The organism is Bradyrhizobium sp. WSM4872, assembly GCF_055811715.1.
The window spans coordinates 27,647-43,770 of sequence record NZ_JBVVPT010000014.1 but is presented as its reverse complement, the minus strand read 5'-3'; the positions used below and the strand labels follow the sequence as shown (position 1 = coordinate 43,770).

15 protein-coding genes and 1 other RNA gene are annotated in these 16,124 nt (G+C 63.6%); 10 read left to right on the top strand and 6 right to left on the bottom strand.

Annotation, left to right across the window (positions count from 1 at the left end):
• Nucleotides 1-181: 181 nt before the first annotated feature.
• Nucleotides 182-445 carry a hypothetical protein gene (locus tag AC0L3C_RS19850; protein WP_007599963.1) on the bottom strand — a complete coding sequence of 88 codons (264 nt, stop codon included), beginning with the start codon at nt 443-445 and terminating at the stop codon, nt 182-184.
• Between the two features lie 178 nt (nt 446-623).
• Here AC0L3C_RS19850 and AC0L3C_RS19845 point away from each other — a divergent pair, with 178 nt between their 5' ends.
• The 5 genes from AC0L3C_RS19845 (at nt 624) to AC0L3C_RS19825 (ending at nt 7,545) form a co-directional block, all read left to right on the top strand.
• Nucleotides 624-959, top strand: coding sequence for a hypothetical protein (locus tag AC0L3C_RS19845; RefSeq protein ID WP_473265329.1), 336 nt, complete (start codon nt 624-626; stop codon nt 957-959).
• Between the two features lie 261 nt (nt 960-1,220).
• Entirely contained in the window at nt 1,221-3,110 is a 1,890-nt protein-coding gene (locus AC0L3C_RS19840) for a sensor histidine kinase (protein WP_473408761.1), read from the top strand.
• A 444-nt stretch (nt 3,111-3,554) separates the two neighbouring features.
• Complete coding sequence (locus tag AC0L3C_RS19835) at nt 3,555-4,019, top strand: (2Fe-2S)-binding protein (protein WP_473265333.1); 465 nt, start codon at nt 3,555-3,557, stop codon at nt 4,017-4,019.
• Between the two features lie 8 nt (nt 4,020-4,027).
• A complete protein-coding gene (locus tag AC0L3C_RS19830; RefSeq protein ID WP_473408760.1) occupies nt 4,028-6,205 on the top strand; it encodes a xanthine dehydrogenase family protein molybdopterin-binding subunit in 2,178 nt (725 codons plus the stop codon).
• A complete protein-coding gene (locus tag AC0L3C_RS19825; protein WP_473408759.1) occupies nt 6,202-7,545 on the top strand; it encodes a c-type cytochrome in 1,344 nt (447 codons plus the stop codon). The genes AC0L3C_RS19830 and AC0L3C_RS19825 overlap by 4 nt, the downstream gene beginning before the upstream one ends.
• A 158-nt stretch (nt 7,546-7,703) precedes the next feature.
• On the opposite strand, the gene AC0L3C_RS19820 is transcribed toward AC0L3C_RS19825, so the two are convergent.
• From AC0L3C_RS19820 to AC0L3C_RS19800, 5 genes are all read right to left on the bottom strand, one after another.
• Nucleotides 7,704-8,528, bottom strand: a complete 825-nt coding sequence (locus AC0L3C_RS19820; RefSeq protein ID WP_473408758.1) for a TIGR00282 family metallophosphoesterase — start codon at nt 8,526-8,528, stop codon at nt 7,704-7,706.
• Nucleotides 8,506-9,102 (bottom strand): 5-formyltetrahydrofolate cyclo-ligase, encoded by a 597-nt coding sequence (locus tag AC0L3C_RS19815; protein WP_473408757.1) that lies wholly within the window; start codon nt 9,100-9,102, stop codon nt 8,506-8,508. Before AC0L3C_RS19815 ends, AC0L3C_RS19820 begins: the two co-directional genes overlap by 23 nt.
• Nucleotides 9,103-9,203: 101 nt before the next feature.
• Nucleotides 9,204-9,365: non-coding RNA, 6S RNA (gene ssrS, locus AC0L3C_RS19810), on the bottom strand.
• A gap of 48 nt (nt 9,366-9,413) precedes the next feature.
• Nucleotides 9,414-9,797 carry a cell division protein ZapA gene (locus AC0L3C_RS19805; RefSeq protein WP_007599950.1) on the bottom strand — a complete coding sequence of 128 codons (384 nt, stop codon included), beginning with the start codon at nt 9,795-9,797 and terminating at the stop codon, nt 9,414-9,416.
• Nucleotides 9,794-10,114 carry a DUF4164 domain-containing protein gene (locus AC0L3C_RS19800; protein ID WP_026232773.1) on the bottom strand — a complete coding sequence of 107 codons (321 nt, stop codon included), beginning with the start codon at nt 10,112-10,114 and terminating at the stop codon, nt 9,794-9,796. Before AC0L3C_RS19800 ends, AC0L3C_RS19805 begins: the two co-directional genes overlap by 4 nt.
• 287 nt (nt 10,115-10,401) lie before the next feature.
• On the opposite strand from AC0L3C_RS19800, the gene tkt reads away from it, so the two are divergent.
• The 5 genes from tkt to fba all read left to right on the top strand — a co-directional run bounded on the left by tkt (nt 10,402) and on the right by fba (nt 16,061).
• Nucleotides 10,402-12,387 carry a transketolase gene (gene tkt / locus AC0L3C_RS19795; RefSeq protein WP_473408756.1) on the top strand — a complete coding sequence of 662 codons (1,986 nt, stop codon included), beginning with the start codon at nt 10,402-10,404 and terminating at the stop codon, nt 12,385-12,387.
• A gap of 147 nt (nt 12,388-12,534) precedes the next feature.
• Nucleotides 12,535-13,542, top strand: coding sequence for a type I glyceraldehyde-3-phosphate dehydrogenase (gap, locus tag AC0L3C_RS19790; RefSeq protein ID WP_027515515.1), 1,008 nt, complete (start codon nt 12,535-12,537; stop codon nt 13,540-13,542).
• Between the two features lie 32 nt (nt 13,543-13,574).
• Nucleotides 13,575-13,733, top strand: a complete 159-nt coding sequence (locus AC0L3C_RS19785; RefSeq protein WP_247406375.1) for a hypothetical protein — start codon at nt 13,575-13,577, stop codon at nt 13,731-13,733.
• Nucleotides 13,730-14,926, top strand: coding sequence for a phosphoglycerate kinase (locus tag AC0L3C_RS19780; protein ID WP_473408755.1), 1,197 nt, complete (start codon nt 13,730-13,732; stop codon nt 14,924-14,926). The genes AC0L3C_RS19785 and AC0L3C_RS19780 overlap by 4 nt, the downstream gene beginning before the upstream one ends.
• Nucleotides 14,927-14,993: 67 nt before the next feature.
• Entirely contained in the window at nt 14,994-16,061 is a 1,068-nt protein-coding gene (gene fba / locus AC0L3C_RS19775; RefSeq protein WP_007599942.1) for a class II fructose-bisphosphate aldolase, read from the top strand.
• The last annotated feature ends 63 nt before the right edge of the window (nt 16,062-16,124 follow it).

Genomic DNA, 16,124 nt, shown 5'->3' with positions numbered 1-16,124 from the left:
AGACGCGGGTGTCGCCGTCTTGACAGTGTGCCGTCCGGCGGCACTTCAAAAGTGACGTACCAAGTGTGCTTCATGCCCTAATGCCGCCCCGGCGGTACTAGTGCCTATCCCCGCCAGACCAAGAAAAGCCGCCACCGGGACGAAACGATGACGGCTTCTTGCTGGCTTGCGAAACCGGCCTTTACCGCCCGGCTCCAACGCGGTTGACGCCACCATTCGCATTGCCACCGGCGTTGTGGCGGACTGCGGCGCGGGCCACCGGGCGCGGCCTGAGCACGACGCCTGCCCGGGCAACGCAACCCGCCGGATATTCTACGTACTGGCAGTAAATCACCGCCTTGGCTGGGGTTGGACTAAGCGACAGGGTTGCAAGCCCAAGCAGGCCGCTGGCGGCAATGCCCGCGACCGTCGCTGACTTGATCGAAAGAAGCTTCCTCGGATGCATGGCGGACCTCCCTCTTCGCACTTGCGTCACCGAAGGGTGACGGAAGCCGCCTCAGGTGCGGCTGAGCATAGCGTAGGCGTCGCAGTGCGCGGGTTCGATTGATCTACATCAACCTCACGCGCAGAGTGAGCCGCAATCTCGCGAGCGGGGCTCAATGAATTCATGGAAGGGTTCCATCATGCTCCGCTATATTCTCGCTCCTCTTGCCGCCTTCGTTTTGCTCATCGTCTGCTTGACCCCCGATGATGCCGAGGCTCGGCGCGGCGGAGGTGCCTATCGGGGTGGCGGCGGTTACCGCGGCGGTGCGGTCGCGGTTCGAGGACCGCGGGGCGGCGGCGCTGTCGCAGTGCGCGGCGCAGGCTACCGTGGCTACGGCTATCGTGGCGGTTATCGCGGCTACGGCTATCGGGGCTACGGTGTGGGAGCGGCAGCGGTAGGCGCGGCTGCCCTTGGCACTGCTGCGTACCGCCGCAGCTGCTACGATGCTTACGGGAACTATATTTGCGCCTATTAATCCGTGGCGACGCGCGATAGCGCGGGTTGCCCTCTGTGCGCGCAAGCGCTGACGGTGACCGTCCGATGATGGCGACCTGCGTCATCGGTCTGCAGGTACTCTGGGCGACGCGGCCTATTGCAGGGACCGCGCGACCGCGTCGCTATGAACTCTTGCGGACCTGTTTGTGTCAGAATTGCCCCGCAGTTTCCCTTGTCTCCGCTTGTTGATAATCTGATCGAGCGGATACGGTACTCCACTTGGATCGGGGCTCGGAGTGCGATGCTTTTCTGGCTGTCTCGCTCATGGCGAACCTGTCGCGTGCGGAGCCTCACCGTTGCGTTGACCATCGCATTGTTGATCGCGACGACAAGCCAAAGTGCGGCAGTTGATCCACAGCCAAAGCGAGTACTGATGCTGCATTCATTCGGTCTTAGGTTCAGACCTTGGACTGATTATTCGGAAGCCCTTCGCGCCGAGCTGAGCCGCCGGGCATCCATTGAATTTCAAGACCAATCGCTGCTGAATGCCCGGCGAAGCAGCGACAAGTCAGACGCCCCCTTTGTCGAGTATCTTCGTTCCCTCAATATAGACCAGCCGCCCGACCTGATCGTCGCGATCGGTGCGCCTGCTGCCAATTTCGTGCAGGCTCATCGCAAAGACCTCTTTCCAACTACGCCGATGCTGTACACTCTGGTAGAGCGACGCCGCGTCGACTTCGATAAATTGACCAAGTACGACACCGTCGTGGCAATCACGAACGACGATCGTGTTTTCTTTGAAAATATCCTGCAGGTCCTACCTCAAACAACTACGATTGCCATCGTAGTCGGTGCTTCGCCGAGCGAAACCTGGTGGCGTAACGAGGTCGCCAAGTCCACCGTGCGGTTCGCGGATCGTGTCCATTTTCGATGGTACAACGAGCTCTCGTTCGAAGACATGCTCAAGGATGCCGGCAACCTTCCGCCGCACAGTGCTATTTTCTGGATTGGATTGAATGTCGATGCGGCGGGAGTGGCGCATGAGGGCAACAGTGCGTTTACCCGATTTTACAGCGTAGCCAATGCGCCCATCTTTTTTCACGACGAAAGTTTTTTTGGAGAGGGCATCGTCGGTGGACCAATGCAGGTCGTTTCCAGACAAAGCAAGCAGGCGGCGGAAGTCGCGCTTCGCATCCTTAACGGCGAAAATGTCGCCGACATCAAGCCGACTTTTGTCCCGCTGGCCGCGCCTATGTTTGACTGGCGCCAACTGCAGCGGTGGGGAATTTCCCAAAGCAGACTGCCGCCTGACAGCACGGTTTACTTCCGGGAGCCCACGTTGTGGGAGCGATATTGGTGGCAAATCACGTTCACTATCGCGCTTGTCCTCGCGCAAGCGGGACTGATCGCGCTTTTGCTGTTTGAGCATCGTCGGCGTCAATTCGCCGAAGTACAGTCGCGACAGCGCATGGCTGAACTGGCCCACGTCAATCGCTTCGCGACCGCTGGCGAACTGACCGCTTCGATTGCTCACGAGATCAACCAGCCGCTCGGGTCTATTCTGACGAACGCCGAAACCGCAGCCGCGATCCTGCAATCGCAGCGTCCCGATATCGCTGCACTTTCTGATGTTGTTGAACTCAGGGAAATCGTGAACGATATTTTACAGGATGACCGGCGTGCCACCGAGGTCATTCGCAGGATGCGCAGCCTCCTAAAGAAGGCGCCGTTCGAATTGAAGCAACTGGACCTCAATGAGGTTGTGCAAGAGACGATCAGATTTCTTTCGGCGCTAACCGTCAGCCGAAAATTCGAAATGGCCACCGTGATCACGGCGGATGCGCTACCGATCCTCGGCGACCGCATTCAGCTTCAACAGGTTGTTCTGAACCTTGTAATGAACGGCATCGAGGCGATGAAGGATATGCCGCCTGAACATCGCAGCATCAGCATTCGGACTTCGCGCGTTGAGAAGTTTGCGGAGTTATCCGTGTCGGATCGCGGGCCCGGCATTACCGAAGATAAACTAAACGAGGTTTTCGAACCGTTTTACACCAGCAAAGCGGAAGGCATGGGCATGGGCTTGTCCATTGCGCGCACCATTATCGACGCGCACAACGGGTTCATATCAGCGAGAAATCGGGAGCACGGCGGTGCCTCGTTCACGATCAGGCTTCCCTTTGTCGGCTGATCACAACGGCGGCCATACGCGGAGACCGACCCCTCACCCGAGTGAGCCTGCGTCTACCGGCGTCGCGGCCCTCTCCCACAAGGGGAGAGGGCACAACAATGAGCCGCTGCAATTGATCCCGTCAGACGTGCTCGCCGTCTGACTTCCACAATCGCACGACTTTCGTCATCGCATGATTTTGCGCATTCGCACGATCATCTGCGGCAATGAACGGCGCATGTGAAGAAAAAGCGTCAGAAAATGACGCTTATCATATCAATTAGCCTAAAATCACCGCAGCGATCGCCGCACAAATTCGTGAACGTCATGGCCTGACGCGTTCGCTCCGCAAATATGCATTGCCGAAAATGTCGACGCTTCATCGTTTCGCATCGATATGATTATTGTGCGCGCGAATTCGATGACTAGATCGCCGCAAGCGATCGAGCGAGCAAGGGGATGCATATGGCAACTGTTCTCACCATCAACGGCGAAACGAAATCGTTCGACGCGCCACCTGACATGCCGCTGCTGTGGGTGCTGCGCGACGTCCTCGGGATGACCGGCACCAAGTTCGGCTGCGGCATCGCGCAGTGCGGCGCCTGCACGGTGCACGTCGATGGAAAGGCAGTCCGCTCCTGCGTCTTGCCGGTCAGCGCGGTCGCGAACCGCGCCATCACGACGATCGAGCATGTCGGCAGCACACCGGCGGGCGCAAAGGTGCAGAAGGCCTGGCTCGATGCCGAAGTGATCCAGTGCGGTTACTGCCAGTCCGGCCAGATCATGGCGGCCGCGGCGCTGCTGGCGGCAACGCCAACCCCCGACGACTCCGACATCGACGCCGCGATGGCGGGCAACATCTGCCGCTGCGGCACCTATGTGCGCATCCGCGAGGCCATCAAGCAGGCGGCCTCCGCCCGTCAGTCGTGAGGTCCGCCATGATCGCCGACAAGACTCTTCCCGAGGTCTCCCGCCGCTCGCTGCTGACTGGCGGTCTCGCAACCGGTTTCCTGCTCGCCTTCCATCTGCCGCTGCGCGCCGCGGTCAACGAGCCTGAGCAGCCGCGCGATACCACCGACGGCAAGTTCGCGCCGAACGCCTTCATCCGGATCGAGGAGACCGGCCGCACCATTCTCCTGATGCCGCAGGTCGAGATGGGCCAGGGCGTCTATACCTCGATCTCGATGATCCTGGCCGAAGAGCTCGATGCCGATTGGGCAAAGGTCGCGGTGCTGCACGCGCCGCCCAACGACCAGCTCTACGCCAATCCCGCCTTTGGCCTGCAGGCGACCGGCGGTTCGACCTCGATCCGTGCTTGGTGGAAACCATTGCGCTCAGCCGGCGCCAGCGCGCGGGCGATGCTGGTGCAGGCTGCCGCGGCGCAGTGGCAGGTCGAGCCTGCAAGCTGCTCGACATCGAAGGGCGAGGTCGTGCATGCCGCAAGCGGGCGCAGCCTGTCCTACGGTGCGCTGGCGCTCGCCGCGCAAAGCCAGACGCCGCCGAAGGACGTGCCGCTCAAAGATCCCAAGGATTTCGTGATCATCGGCCAGCCGCTGAAGCGGCTCGACACGCCAGACAAGGTCAACGGCAAGGCCGTCTACGGCATCGACGCGATCCTGCCCGGCATGAAGATCGCCGCGATCGCCAATTGCCCGGTCTTTGGCGGCAAGGTCGGCAAGGTCGACGACAGCGCGGCGGTGAAAATCCCGGGCGTGCGCAAAATCGTGGTGCTCGAGGACACGGTCGCAGTGATCGGCGACCACATGTGGGCCGCGAAGAAAGGCCTCGATGCGCTCAAGATCGAGTGGAACGAGGGACCGAACGCGAAGCTCAGCACCAAGGATATCTGGCAGCATCTGCGCGCCGCCAGCGCGAAGGACGGCGTGGTCGCGAAATCGGTCGGCGACATCGCCAAGGGGCTCGCGAGCGGCGACCGGTTCGAGGCGAGCTTCGAACTGCCGTTCCTTGCGCACGCCTCGATGGAGCCGATCAACGCCACCGTTCACGTCAGGCCTGATGCCTGCGAGATCTGGACCGGCACGCAGATCATGACGCGGGTGCAGTCGGAGGCGGCGAAGGCCGCGGGCCTCCCCGTCGGCAAGGTGATCGTCAACCAGCATCTGCTCGGCGGCGGCTTCGGCCGCAAGCTCGAGCCGGACATGGTGGTGGCGGCCGTGAAGATCGCAAAACAGGTCGACTACCCCGTCAAGGTGATATGGACCCGTGAGGAGGACATCCAGCACGACGTCTATCGCCCGGTCTATCGCGACCAGGTCACGGCATCGCTGGTCGACGGCAAGGTCGCGGCCTGGAAGTACAAGGTCGCCGGCTCGGCGGTGATTGCGCGCTGGCTGCCGCCGGCGTTCCAGAAGGGTATCGACATCGACGCGGTCGATGCCGCCGTGGATGCGCCCTACGATTTCGCCGACTTCCATGTCGAATATGTCCGCGCCGAACCGCCGGCGGTGCCCACCGGCTTCTGGCGCGGTGTCGGTCCGAACAACAACGTGTTCGCGGTCGAATGCGCTATGGACGAGCTGGCGCGCAAGGCCGGCAAGGACCCCGTCGAATTCCGCCGCTCGATGCTGACGAAGAATCCGCGCATGCTCGCGGTGCTCAATCTCGCCGCCGAGAAATCCGGCTGGGGCCAACCGCTGCCACCGCGGGTCGGCCGCGGCGTCTGCGTGCAGCCGTCGTTTGCGAGCTTCCTCGCGACCGTGGTCGAGGCGGAGATCGACGATCTCGGCGAGATCGTGCTCCGCCGCATCGTCTCGGTGGTCGACACCGGCATCGCGGTCAACCCCGATACGGTGAAAGCGCAGATCGAAGGCGGCCTGGTGTTCGGCCTCACCGCAGCGCTCTATGGCGAGATCACCATCGAGAAGGGCCGCGTGCAGCAGTCTAACTTCCACGACTACCGCATGATGCGCATCAACGAGACACCGAAGATCGAGGTCTTCGTGGTCAAGAGCGGCGAGGCGCCCGGCGGCATCGGTGAGGCCGGCGTCAATGCCGGACCGCCGGCGCTGCGCAACGCCATTTACGCGGCAACCGGCGTCGCGCTGCGGCGCCTGCCGATCGATCGGAAACTGCTGGCTGCGGGGAAAAAAGCATGAGCGGCAAGATGCGTATCCTCACTGGCATCGTCGTGATCGCCATTGTCGCGGTGGTATCAGGCGTCTGGTTCATCCGCGGGCCCGGTCCGCTCGACTTCGCCGGCGGCACCAAGGTGGCGCTGGCGGATTACCGCGCCGGCAAGCCGGCCGGCGTGCCGGCCAGGCTGGAGAAGGCGAGCCTGGTTGAACGCGGCGAATATCTGGCGAAGGCGGCCGACTGCATGGTTTGCCACAGCAAGCCGGGCGAGAAGGATTATTCCGGCGGGCTCGGCTTCAAGCTGCCGTTCGGCACGCTTTATTCCACCAACATCACGCCGGACAAGGACACCGGCATCGGCAATTACAGCGACCAGGATTTTCTCAACGCCGTCCAGCGCGGCAAGCGCCATGACGGCGCCCGGCTTTATCCGGCGATGCCCTACACGTCCTACACCTACATGACCGACGAGGACGTGCTGGCGGTGAAGGCCTATCTGTTCAGCCTGCCGGCGGTGCGCGCGAAGCCGCCGGAGAACACGCTGTCGTTCCCGTTCAACCAGCGCTGGGCCATGATGGTCTGGTCGGCCGTGTTCAATCCCGACACGCGCTTTGCGCCTGATACGTCGAAGAGCCCGGAGTGGAATCGCGGCGCCTATCTCGTGGAGGCGCTGGCGCATTGCGGCGAATGCCACACGCCGCGCAATCTCGGCTTTGCGCTGGACAACCGCAAGAAATTCGCGGGCGCGATCACGGCCGGCTGGCGCGCCTTCAACATCTCCTCCGACAAGGCCACTGGTCTCGGGAATTGGCGCGACGAGGACCTGATCTCCTATCTTTCGCTCGGCCACGCGCCGGGCCACGGCTCGGCATCGGGGCCGATGGGTGAAGCGGTCGACCACAGTTTCAGCCAGTTCGCGCCTGAGGACATAAGCAGCGTCGTCGCCTACTTGCGCAGCGTGCCGCCGCAGCCCTCGCCCGACCTGCCCGCAACCACAGCGCCGGTCGCGCCCGCCTCGCACAAGGACGGCATCACGGCAGATCTGCGCGGCAAGAAAATGTTCGCCAGCGCCTGCGCCAGCTGCCACGGCTGGAGCGGCGAGAGCCCGGTCTCGCCGATGGCGACGCTGACCGGCACCTGGGCCGTCAACGACCCCGCCGCCACCAACGTCGCGCAGATCGTGATCTCGGGCACCAAGCGCCACACGCCGGATGGGGCGCTGTCGATGCCGGCGTTCGGCAACGCGTATAGCGATGACGAGATCGCGGCGGTGGCGAATTATGTCACGGCGCGGTTCGGTGCGAAGGGATCGAAGCTGACGGCGAAGGATGTGGCTGAGTTGAGGGAGCAGACGGCGGAGTAGGTCCCAATGTCGTCCTGGCGAAAGCCAGGACCCATTACCCCGATTGCCTGTTTGGCACGACACTTTCGACCGCGAGCCTGCCCATTACCACGGCCGGTGGTAATGGGTCCTGGCTTTCGCCAGGACGACACTGAGTGTGTGGCGAGCTGCGCGAGAACTCAGCTCAACCAGAATTTCGGCGTCGCCGGCTCCAGCCGGCCGCCGGCGCGCACCGGGGCAATCCGCAGTGCGAGTCCGGTCGCGTCATCCGTCTCCACGGCCACGCCGCTGAGCGTCGCCGGGCCCGCCGCCGGCTCGAACCGGCCTGACGGGATCCCGGAGGTGAACCTCCGCAGCGGCTCTTCCTTCTGCATGCCGATGATGGAATCGTAGTCGCCGGTCATGCCGGCATCGGTCATGTAGGCGGTGCCGCCTGACAGGATCTGGTGGTCGGCGGTCGGGACATGGGTGTGGGTGCCGACGACGAGGCTGGCGCGGCCGTCGCAGAAGAAGCCGATGCCCTGCTTCTCGCTGCTCGCCTCGCAATGGAAGTCGACGACGATGGCGTCCGCGGCGATGCCGAGCGGGCAGGCGCCGAGCTCGCGCTCCAGCGCTGCGAAGGGATCGTCGAACGGGGTCATGAAGACGCGGCCGAGCGCGTTGACGACGAGCGCGTGCTTGCCGTTCTTGGTCTCCACCAGCGTAGCGCCGCGGCCGGGCGTGCCGCGCGGATAATTCGCGGGCCGCACCAAACGCTCGGCGCGCTCGATGAACACCAGAGCTTCGCGCTGGTCCCAGGAGTGATTACCGAGCGTCACCGCGTCGGCACCGGCGTCGAGAAACTCCTGATAGATAGCTTCCGTGATGCCGAAGCCGCCGGCCGAATTCTCGCCGTTGACGACGACGAAATCGAGCGACCAGTCCTTGACCATGCCAGGCAGATATTCGGCGATGGCGTTGCGCCCGGCACGGCCGACGACATCACCCACGAAGAGAATGCGCAACTTCAGAACTCCGGAAATCGAATACGTCCGATTCCGTTAGCACATAATCCAGCGCCACGTCGTGGGATAGTGCCGGAACCGCCTTGATCTCCTGCGCTGCAAAAGCGAGCCCGATGCCGACGATATTCTTCGCTTTTCGCAAATGCGCGAAAGTGTGGTCGTAGTGCCCCGCGCCGTAGCCGATGCGATGGCCGAAACGATCGAAGGCAGCGAGCGGCGTCAGCATGATGTCGGGAATGACTTCAGCGGCCCCAGGCGACGGCTCGGGAATGCCGAGCGGGCCGAGCATCAGGCGATCGTTCGGATGAAAGACGCGGAAGATCAGCGCCTGGCCGCGCGCGGTGACGCAAGGCAGCGCGAGCCTGGCGCCCTCCTCGGCGAGCCTCTTCAGCAGCGGCATCGGATCGATCTCGCTGCGGATCGGCGAATAGCCGGAGACGATGCTGCCAGGCAGGATCTGGAACGGCAGCCCGCGCTTGGCGAGCCTGGCGGCGGCGGCGGTGCGTTTCTTTTCGCTCAACGCATCGCGCGCCGCGAGGGCTTTGGCACGGAGTTCGGCTTTGGTGTTGGTCATGTGCGCTTGCCCCCGAGGCAGAGCTACCCCCGCTGTCATCACCCGCAGCGTGTCGGGGACGCAATTTCGACAGGCACGAACCAGAAGGAAGAAAACAAAAGTGCGAAGCCGCGAACGCCGTTGAAGCACTCGATCCCGGAGTTCCCTACGAAAGTAGGTGGGCACCATATGTCCGAGCCCACGGGCCCGGCCAGGGACAGTTCCCTAAAGGATCGATAAGGCCCCGGGGATATTATGGCTCCTGACGCGCGTCGCAGCCTCGCTTGGCCAATGTAACAACGATGCTGACGAATCGCCAGCCCGGTGAAGGGTCAGCCGATGGCGATCCCGTTGCCGACGGTGCGGTTCAGGACCTGGGTCGACTTCTCGATGCGCTCGGCCGCGGAGTTCAGGGCGTTCACGACCGCGGTCTGAGTCAGCCGGGCGCGCTCGACGGCGGCGTTGCGGAAATCCCGCAATTCGGTCAGCTCCTGCTCCATGGTCCGGATGCGGTTGCCGGCGTCGACCAATTCGTCGCAGACGGTCAGCGCCGCCATCACGGTGAGCCTGGCATCGCCGATCTCGCCGAACTTTCCGCGCAGCGACTGAATCCGCGTCTCCAGGCTTTCGGCGAGCTTGAGCAGCCGCACCTCCTGGCCTTCCTCGCAGGCCATGCGGTATTGCCGGCCGTTGATGGTGACGTTGATATGGCTCATCCGTCCTCTCCGGTATCGAGCACCGAACGTATCGTGACGATCGCGGAATCCAGCCGATCGGAGATCTCGCGGCTGGAGCGCTCGAGCTTGCGCGCCTTCACCAGCGCGCCGTCGAGTTCGTCGGCAAGGCGCGAGCGGTCCGCGCCCAGCGCCTGGATTCGCGCCGCGAGCTCGTTCTCGTCGCGATCGGCGTCGCGCCGCCGCTCCACCGCGCTTTCGAGCGAGTCGAGCGCCGCCATGAGCCTGCGGGTCGCGATCTCGATCTCGACGGCCGAGGACTCGGTCATGGCAGAGCTGTTGGATACGCGATCGTTCATGCAGTCAGCGGCGGAACCTGTGGCCTATCCCCGGGGGGCTTGCCGTCCGGCAAAAGACTCGGTTCGGCAAGCGGTTAGAAGCAGAAATTTACGTGGCAAGCTAGCGGAGCGCAACGCCGCCACGAAACTATGCACTGCTAAGCAACTTTTGCGGCCAAACCGGCGTTTGATTGCCTTGGCCTGCCGGAACCGAGATGCTATCCCAGCCGCGACCCCAGCGGCCGAAAGGCTCCTTCCGGCGCGGCGAATACAGCCACAAGCGCCTCATTTCAGACGGATTTTCAGACATGACGCAGGTCGATCACAACCGTATGGCCAATGCGATCCGCGGCCTTGCCATGGACGGCGTCGAGAAGGCGAAATCGGGTCATCCGGGCCTGCCGATGGGCGCCGCCGACATGGCGACCGTGCTGTTCACGCAATTCCTGAAATTCGACGTCGCCGCGCTGGACTGGCCGGACCGGGACCGCTTCGTGCTCTCGGCCGGGCACGGCTCGATGCTGATCTATTCGCTGCTGTATCTGATCGGCAGCCCCGAGATGACGATCGACCAGCTCAAGGACTTTCGCCAGTTGGGATCGCTGACACCCGGACATCCCGAGCACGGCCACACCAAGGGCATCGAGACCACCACCGGTCCGCTCGGCCAGGGCATTTCCACCGCCGTCGGCATGGCGCTCGCCGAGAAGATGCTCGCCGCCGAATTCGGCAGGAAGATCGTCGATCACCACACCTATGTGATCGCTTCCGACGGCGATTTGATGGAAGGCGTGTCGCAGGAAGCGATCGCGATGGCCGGGCACTGGAAGCTCAACAAGCTGATCGTGCTGTATGACGACAACGGCATCTCGATCGACGGCCCGACCTCGATCTCCGATTCCGTCGACCAGGTGAAGCGCTTCAAGTCGGCGGGTTGGGCGGCCGAAAAGATCGACGGCCACGACCAGGCGGCGATATCCGCCGCGATCACGCGCGCGCAGAAATCAAACAAGCCCACGCTGATTGCGTGCCGCACCACCATCGGCTTCGGCGCGCCGCACAAGGCCGGCACCAACAAGGTCCACGGCGAAGCGCTCGGCGCCGACGAACTCAAGGCCGCCAAGGAAAATCTCGGCATTTCGCTGGAGCCGTTCTCGGTGCCCGACGACGTGCTGAAAGCCTGGCGCGCGGCCGGCAGCCGCGGCGCGGCGGCACGACAGGAATGGGAAGCAAGGCTCGGTGAACTCGGCAGCCGCAAGCGCGCCGAGTTCGAGCGTCGGCTCCGTCACGAGCGGCCAGCAGCGCTGGCAAAGGCGTTCAAAAGCTACAAGAAGGAGCTCTTGGAAAAGCCGATGAATGCGGCAACCCGCAAATCCTCGGAAGCCGTGATCGAAGTCATTGCCGGCGCGATGCCGATGGAATTTCTGGCGGGCTCGGCCGACCTCACCGGCTCCAACAACAACAAGGCGAAGTCGGCAACCGCGTTCTCGGCCAAGACGCCGAAGGGCCGCTTCATCCATTACGGCATCCGTGAGCACGGCATGTGCGCGGCGATGAACGGCATCTTCCTGCACGGCGGTTTTGCGCCGAACGGCGCGACCTTCCTGGTGTTCACGGATTATGCGCGGCCGGCGATGCGGCTCGCCGCGTTGATGGGGACCGGCGTCGTTTATGTGATGACCCATGATTCCATCGGCCTCGGCGAAGACGGACCGACCCACCAGCCGGTCGAGCATCTCTCGGCGCTTCGCGCCATTCCCAACATGCGCGTGTTCCGCCCGTGCGATTCCATCGAGGTTGCCGAGTGCTGGGAGCTCGCGCTCAACCGCATCGACGGCCCGACGGTCCTGGCGCTGACCCGGCAGAACCTGCCGCAACTGCGCACCACCGCACCGAACGAGAGCCCCTGCCGGTTCGGCGCCTACGAGCTGGTGGCCGCCCAAGGCGAAGCCAAGGCGACGCTGTTTGCTTCCGGCTCCGAAGTGGAGATGGCGGTGGCCGCCCAGAAGCAGCTCGCCGAGCGCGGCATTCCGACCCGGGTGGTTTCGGTTCCCTCGCTCGAGCTCCTGTTAGCGCAACCAAAGGAGCGCCGCGACGAGATCATCGGCAACGCGCCCATCAAGGTCGCGATCGAGGCCGCCGTGCGCTGGGGCTGGGATGCCGTGATCGGCCAGGATGGCGAGTTTATCGGCATGCACTCCTTCGGCGCCAGCGCCCCTCTCAACAAGGTATTCCAGCACTTTGGCATTACCGCCGAGGCCGCGGTTAACGCCGTTCTGAAACGCGTTTCCTGAGAGTTGAGATTGCCGAAAAAAAGGACTACCTAATCTCCCATATGATCAAGCCCCGCCCGGCCGAACCGGGCGTCCGCCCTAAAAAAACCCTCGCAGGCGCGCTAGCGCGTTGTGCGGGATGACAACGGTCATTGAAGGAGACGAAACATGGCAGTCCGCGTCGGAATCAACGGTTTTGGCCGCATCGGCCGCAACATCCTGCGGGCCATCGCCGAGTCCGGCCGCAAGGACATCGAGGTCGTCGGCATCAACGACCTCGGCCCGGTCGAAACCAACGCCCATCTGCTTCGCTTCGACAGCGTTCATGGCCGCTTCCCCGGCACCGTGACCGTCGATGGCGATACGATCAGCCTCGGCGGCAACAAGATCAAGGTGACCGCCGAGCGCGATCCCTCGAAGCTGCCCTGGAAGGATCTCGGCATCGACATCGCGATGGAATGCACCGGCATCTTCACCTCGAAGGACAAGGCCTCGGCGCATCTGACCGCCGGCGCCAAGCGCGTGCTGGTCTCCGCGCCCGCCGACGGCGCCGACGCCACCATCGTCTACGGCGTCAACCACGACACGCTGACCCGGGAACATCTGGTCGTCTCCAACGGCTCCTGCACCACCAACTGCCTCGCGCCGATCGCCAAAGTGCTGAACGACCTCGTCGGCATCGAGACCGGCTTCATGACCACGATCCACGCCTATACCGGCGACCAGCCGACGCTCGACACCATGCACAAGGATCTCTACCGCGGCCGCGCGGCTGCGATGTCGATGATCCCGACCTCGACCGGTGCCGCCAAGGCGATCGGCCTCGTGCTGCCGGAACTGAAGGGCAAGCTCGACGGCGTCGCGATCCGCGTGCCGACCCCGAACGTCTCTGTCGTCGACCTCAAGATCGTCGCCAAGCGCGCCACCGATCCGAAGGAAATCAACGAGGCGATGAAGCGTGCCTCCGAGCAGCAGCTCAAGGGCATCCTCGGCTACACCACCGCGCCGAACGTCTCGATCGACTTCAACCACGACCCGCACTCCTCGACGTTCCACATGGACCAGACCAAGGTGCAGAACGGCACGCTGGTGCGCGTGATGTCCTGGTACGACAACGAGTGGGGCTTCTCCAATCGCATGGCGGACACCGCCGTCGCGATGGCGAAGGTGATCTAACAAGACGCGTCACGGCACAGCCGGAGAACGCCATGACCTCCCAACTCGTCGCCCTCGCGCTCCTCTTGGCGTTGATGGGCGGCCTGTTGTTCCTGTTCTTGCGATCGGGCTCGAAGATCAAGCCCGATCCGGATCGGAAGATCGAGGACTGGCCCAACATTACCCAAGGCGGTTCAGGGGATCCCTCGTGACCAACAAATTCCGCACCCTCGACGACGTCGACGTGAAGGGCAAGCGCGTGCTGCTGCGCGTTGACCTCAACGTGCCCATGGAGAACGGGCGCGTCAGCGACGCGACCCGGCTCGAGCGCGTCGCGCCGACCATCACCGAAATCTCCGACAAAGGCGGCAAGGTCATCCTGCTCGCGCATTTCGGCCGGCCGAAAGGACGCGATGGCAAGGACTCGCTCAAGCCTGTTGCCGAGGCGCTCGCCAAGGTCGTGAAGAAGCCCGTCGCCTTCGCCGACGACTGCATCGGCGAGCCCGCGGCCAAGGCCGTGGCGGCGCTGAAGGACGGCGACATCCTCTGCCTGGAAAATACCCGCTTCCACAAAGAGGAAGAGAAGAACGATCCGGCCTTTGTCGCGGAGCTCGCAAAACTCGGCGACATCTGGGTCAATGACGCGTTCTCGGCCGCGCACCGCGCCCACGCCTCGACCGAAGGCCTCGGCCACAAGCTGCCCGCCTATGCCGGCCGCACCATGCAGGCCGAACTGGTCGCGCTGGAGAAGGCGCTGGGCTCACCGACCAAGCCCGTCATCGCGATCATCGGCGGCGCCAAGGTCTCGACCAAGATCGACCTGCTCGAAAACCTGGTGACCAAGGTCGACGCGCTCGTGATCGGCGGCGGCATGGCCAACACCTTCCTGCACGCCCAGGGCGTCGGCATCGGCAAGTCGCTGGCCGAGAAGGATCTCGCCGCGACCGCGCTGCGCATCCTGGAAAAGGCGGAAGCCGCCAACTGCGCCATCATCCTGCCGGTCGATGCCACCGTCGCCTATCATTTCGCGGCCAACGCTCCGTCGCATGCCTATGGCCTCGACGCGATCCCGGCCGACGGCATGATCCTCGACGTCGGTCCGCAGTCGATCGCACGTGTCCACGCCGCGATCGACGATGCGGCGACGCTGGTCTGGAACGGACCGCTTGGTGCCTTCGAGATGCAGCCATTCGACCGCGGCACGATGTCCGCCGCCAAGCATGCCGCCGAGCGCACCAAGGCCAAGAAGCTGGTCTCGATCGCGGGCGGCGGCGACACCGTGGCGGCCCTCAACCAGGCCCATGTGGCCGGTCAGTTCACCTATGTCTCGACCGCCGGTGGCGCATTTCTTGAATGGATGGAAGGCAAGCCCCTGCCCGGCGTCGAAGTTCTGCGCATCAAGTAATCGGTCGGCAAGTCGTCAGCCGCCTTCAAGCAGTGGCCTTGCAGGCCCAAACGGGAGAAAAACACAGATGGCTCGGATCACGTTGCGTCAATTGCTCGACCATGCGGCGGAGAACGATTACGGCGTCCCGGCCTTCAACATCAACAACATGGAGCAGGCGCTGGCGATCATGGACGCGGCCAACCAGGTCGACGCGCCCGTCATCATCCAGGCCTCGCGCGGTGCGCGCTCCTACGCCAACGACGTCATGCTCAAGCACATGATGGACGCGGTGACCGAGATCTATCCGCACATCCCGGTCTGCGTGCATCTCGACCACGGCAACGAGCCGGCAACCTGCATGACCGCGATCCAGGCCGGCTTCACCTCGGTGATGATGGACGGCTCGCTCAAGGCCGACGGCAAGACCCCCGGCGATTGGGGCTACAATGTCGGCGTCACCAAGACCGTGACCGACATGGCCCATCTCGGCGGCATCTCGGTCGAGGGCGAGCTCGGCGTGCTCGGCTCGCTCGAGACCGGCATGGGCGACAAGGAAGACGGCCACGGCGCCGAGGGCAAGCTGAGCCACGACCAGCTCCTGACCAATCCGGATGAAGCCGTGAAGTTCGTCCAGGAGACCCAGGTCGACGCGCTCGCGATCGCGATGGGGACGTCTCACGGTGCTTACAAATTCACTCGCAAGCCCGACGGTGACATCCTCGCCATGAACGTGATCGAGGAGATCCACCGCAAGCTGCCGAACATGCATCTCGTCATGCACGGCTCCTCGTCGGTGCCGCAGGACCTCCAGGACATCATCAACGCCTATGGCGGCAAGATGAAGCCGACCTGGGGCGTGCCGGTGGCCGAGATCCAGCGCGGCATCAAGAACGGCGTGCGCAAGATCAACATCGATACCGACAACCGCATGGCGATGACCGGCCAGATCCGGAAAGTGCTCAAGGACAATCCGGAAGAGTTCGATCCGCGCAAGTACCTCAAGCCCGCGATGGAAGCGATGACCAAGCTGTGCAAGCAGCGGCTCCAGGAATTCAATACCGCGGGCCAAGCCTCCAAGATCAAGAAGGTGCTGACGACGGCCGAGATGGCCAAGCGCTACGCCAAGGGCGAGCTCGCCCCGAAGGTGGCGTAAGCCAGCCCCCACTTTCTCCGTCATTCCGGGCGGTAAGCCCGGGATGACGCCTTGTTGCCGGCG

What these genes read in the sequence shown, in the direction of transcription:
- AC0L3C_RS19850 (WP_007599963.1), bottom strand. Translation starts at nt 445, where the DNA reads ATGCATCCGAGGAAGCTTCTTTCGATCAAGTCAGCGACGGTCGCGGGC.
- AC0L3C_RS19845 (WP_473265329.1), top strand. Translation starts at nt 624, where the DNA reads ATGCTCCGCTATATTCTCGCTCCTCTTGCCGCCTTCGTTTTGCTCATC.
- AC0L3C_RS19840 (WP_473408761.1), top strand. Translation starts at nt 1,221, where the DNA reads ATGCTTTTCTGGCTGTCTCGCTCATGGCGAACCTGTCGCGTGCGGAGC.
- AC0L3C_RS19835 (WP_473265333.1), top strand. Translation starts at nt 3,555, where the DNA reads ATGGCAACTGTTCTCACCATCAACGGCGAAACGAAATCGTTCGACGCG.
- AC0L3C_RS19830 (WP_473408760.1), top strand. Translation starts at nt 4,028, where the DNA reads ATGATCGCCGACAAGACTCTTCCCGAGGTCTCCCGCCGCTCGCTGCTG.
- AC0L3C_RS19825 (WP_473408759.1), top strand. Translation starts at nt 6,202, where the DNA reads ATGAGCGGCAAGATGCGTATCCTCACTGGCATCGTCGTGATCGCCATT.
- AC0L3C_RS19815 (WP_473408757.1), bottom strand. Translation starts at nt 9,102, where the DNA reads ATGACCAACACCAAAGCCGAACTCCGTGCCAAAGCCCTCGCGGCGCGC.
- AC0L3C_RS19805 (WP_007599950.1), bottom strand. Translation starts at nt 9,797, where the DNA reads ATGAGCCATATCAACGTCACCATCAACGGCCGGCAATACCGCATGGCC.
- AC0L3C_RS19800 (WP_026232773.1), bottom strand. Translation starts at nt 10,114, where the DNA reads ATGAACGATCGCGTATCCAACAGCTCTGCCATGACCGAGTCCTCGGCC.
- tkt (WP_473408756.1), top strand. Translation starts at nt 10,402, where the DNA reads ATGACGCAGGTCGATCACAACCGTATGGCCAATGCGATCCGCGGCCTT.
- gap (WP_027515515.1), top strand. Translation starts at nt 12,535, where the DNA reads ATGGCAGTCCGCGTCGGAATCAACGGTTTTGGCCGCATCGGCCGCAAC.
- AC0L3C_RS19785 (WP_247406375.1), top strand. Translation starts at nt 13,575, where the DNA reads ATGACCTCCCAACTCGTCGCCCTCGCGCTCCTCTTGGCGTTGATGGGC.
- fba (WP_007599942.1), top strand. Translation starts at nt 14,994, where the DNA reads ATGGCTCGGATCACGTTGCGTCAATTGCTCGACCATGCGGCGGAGAAC.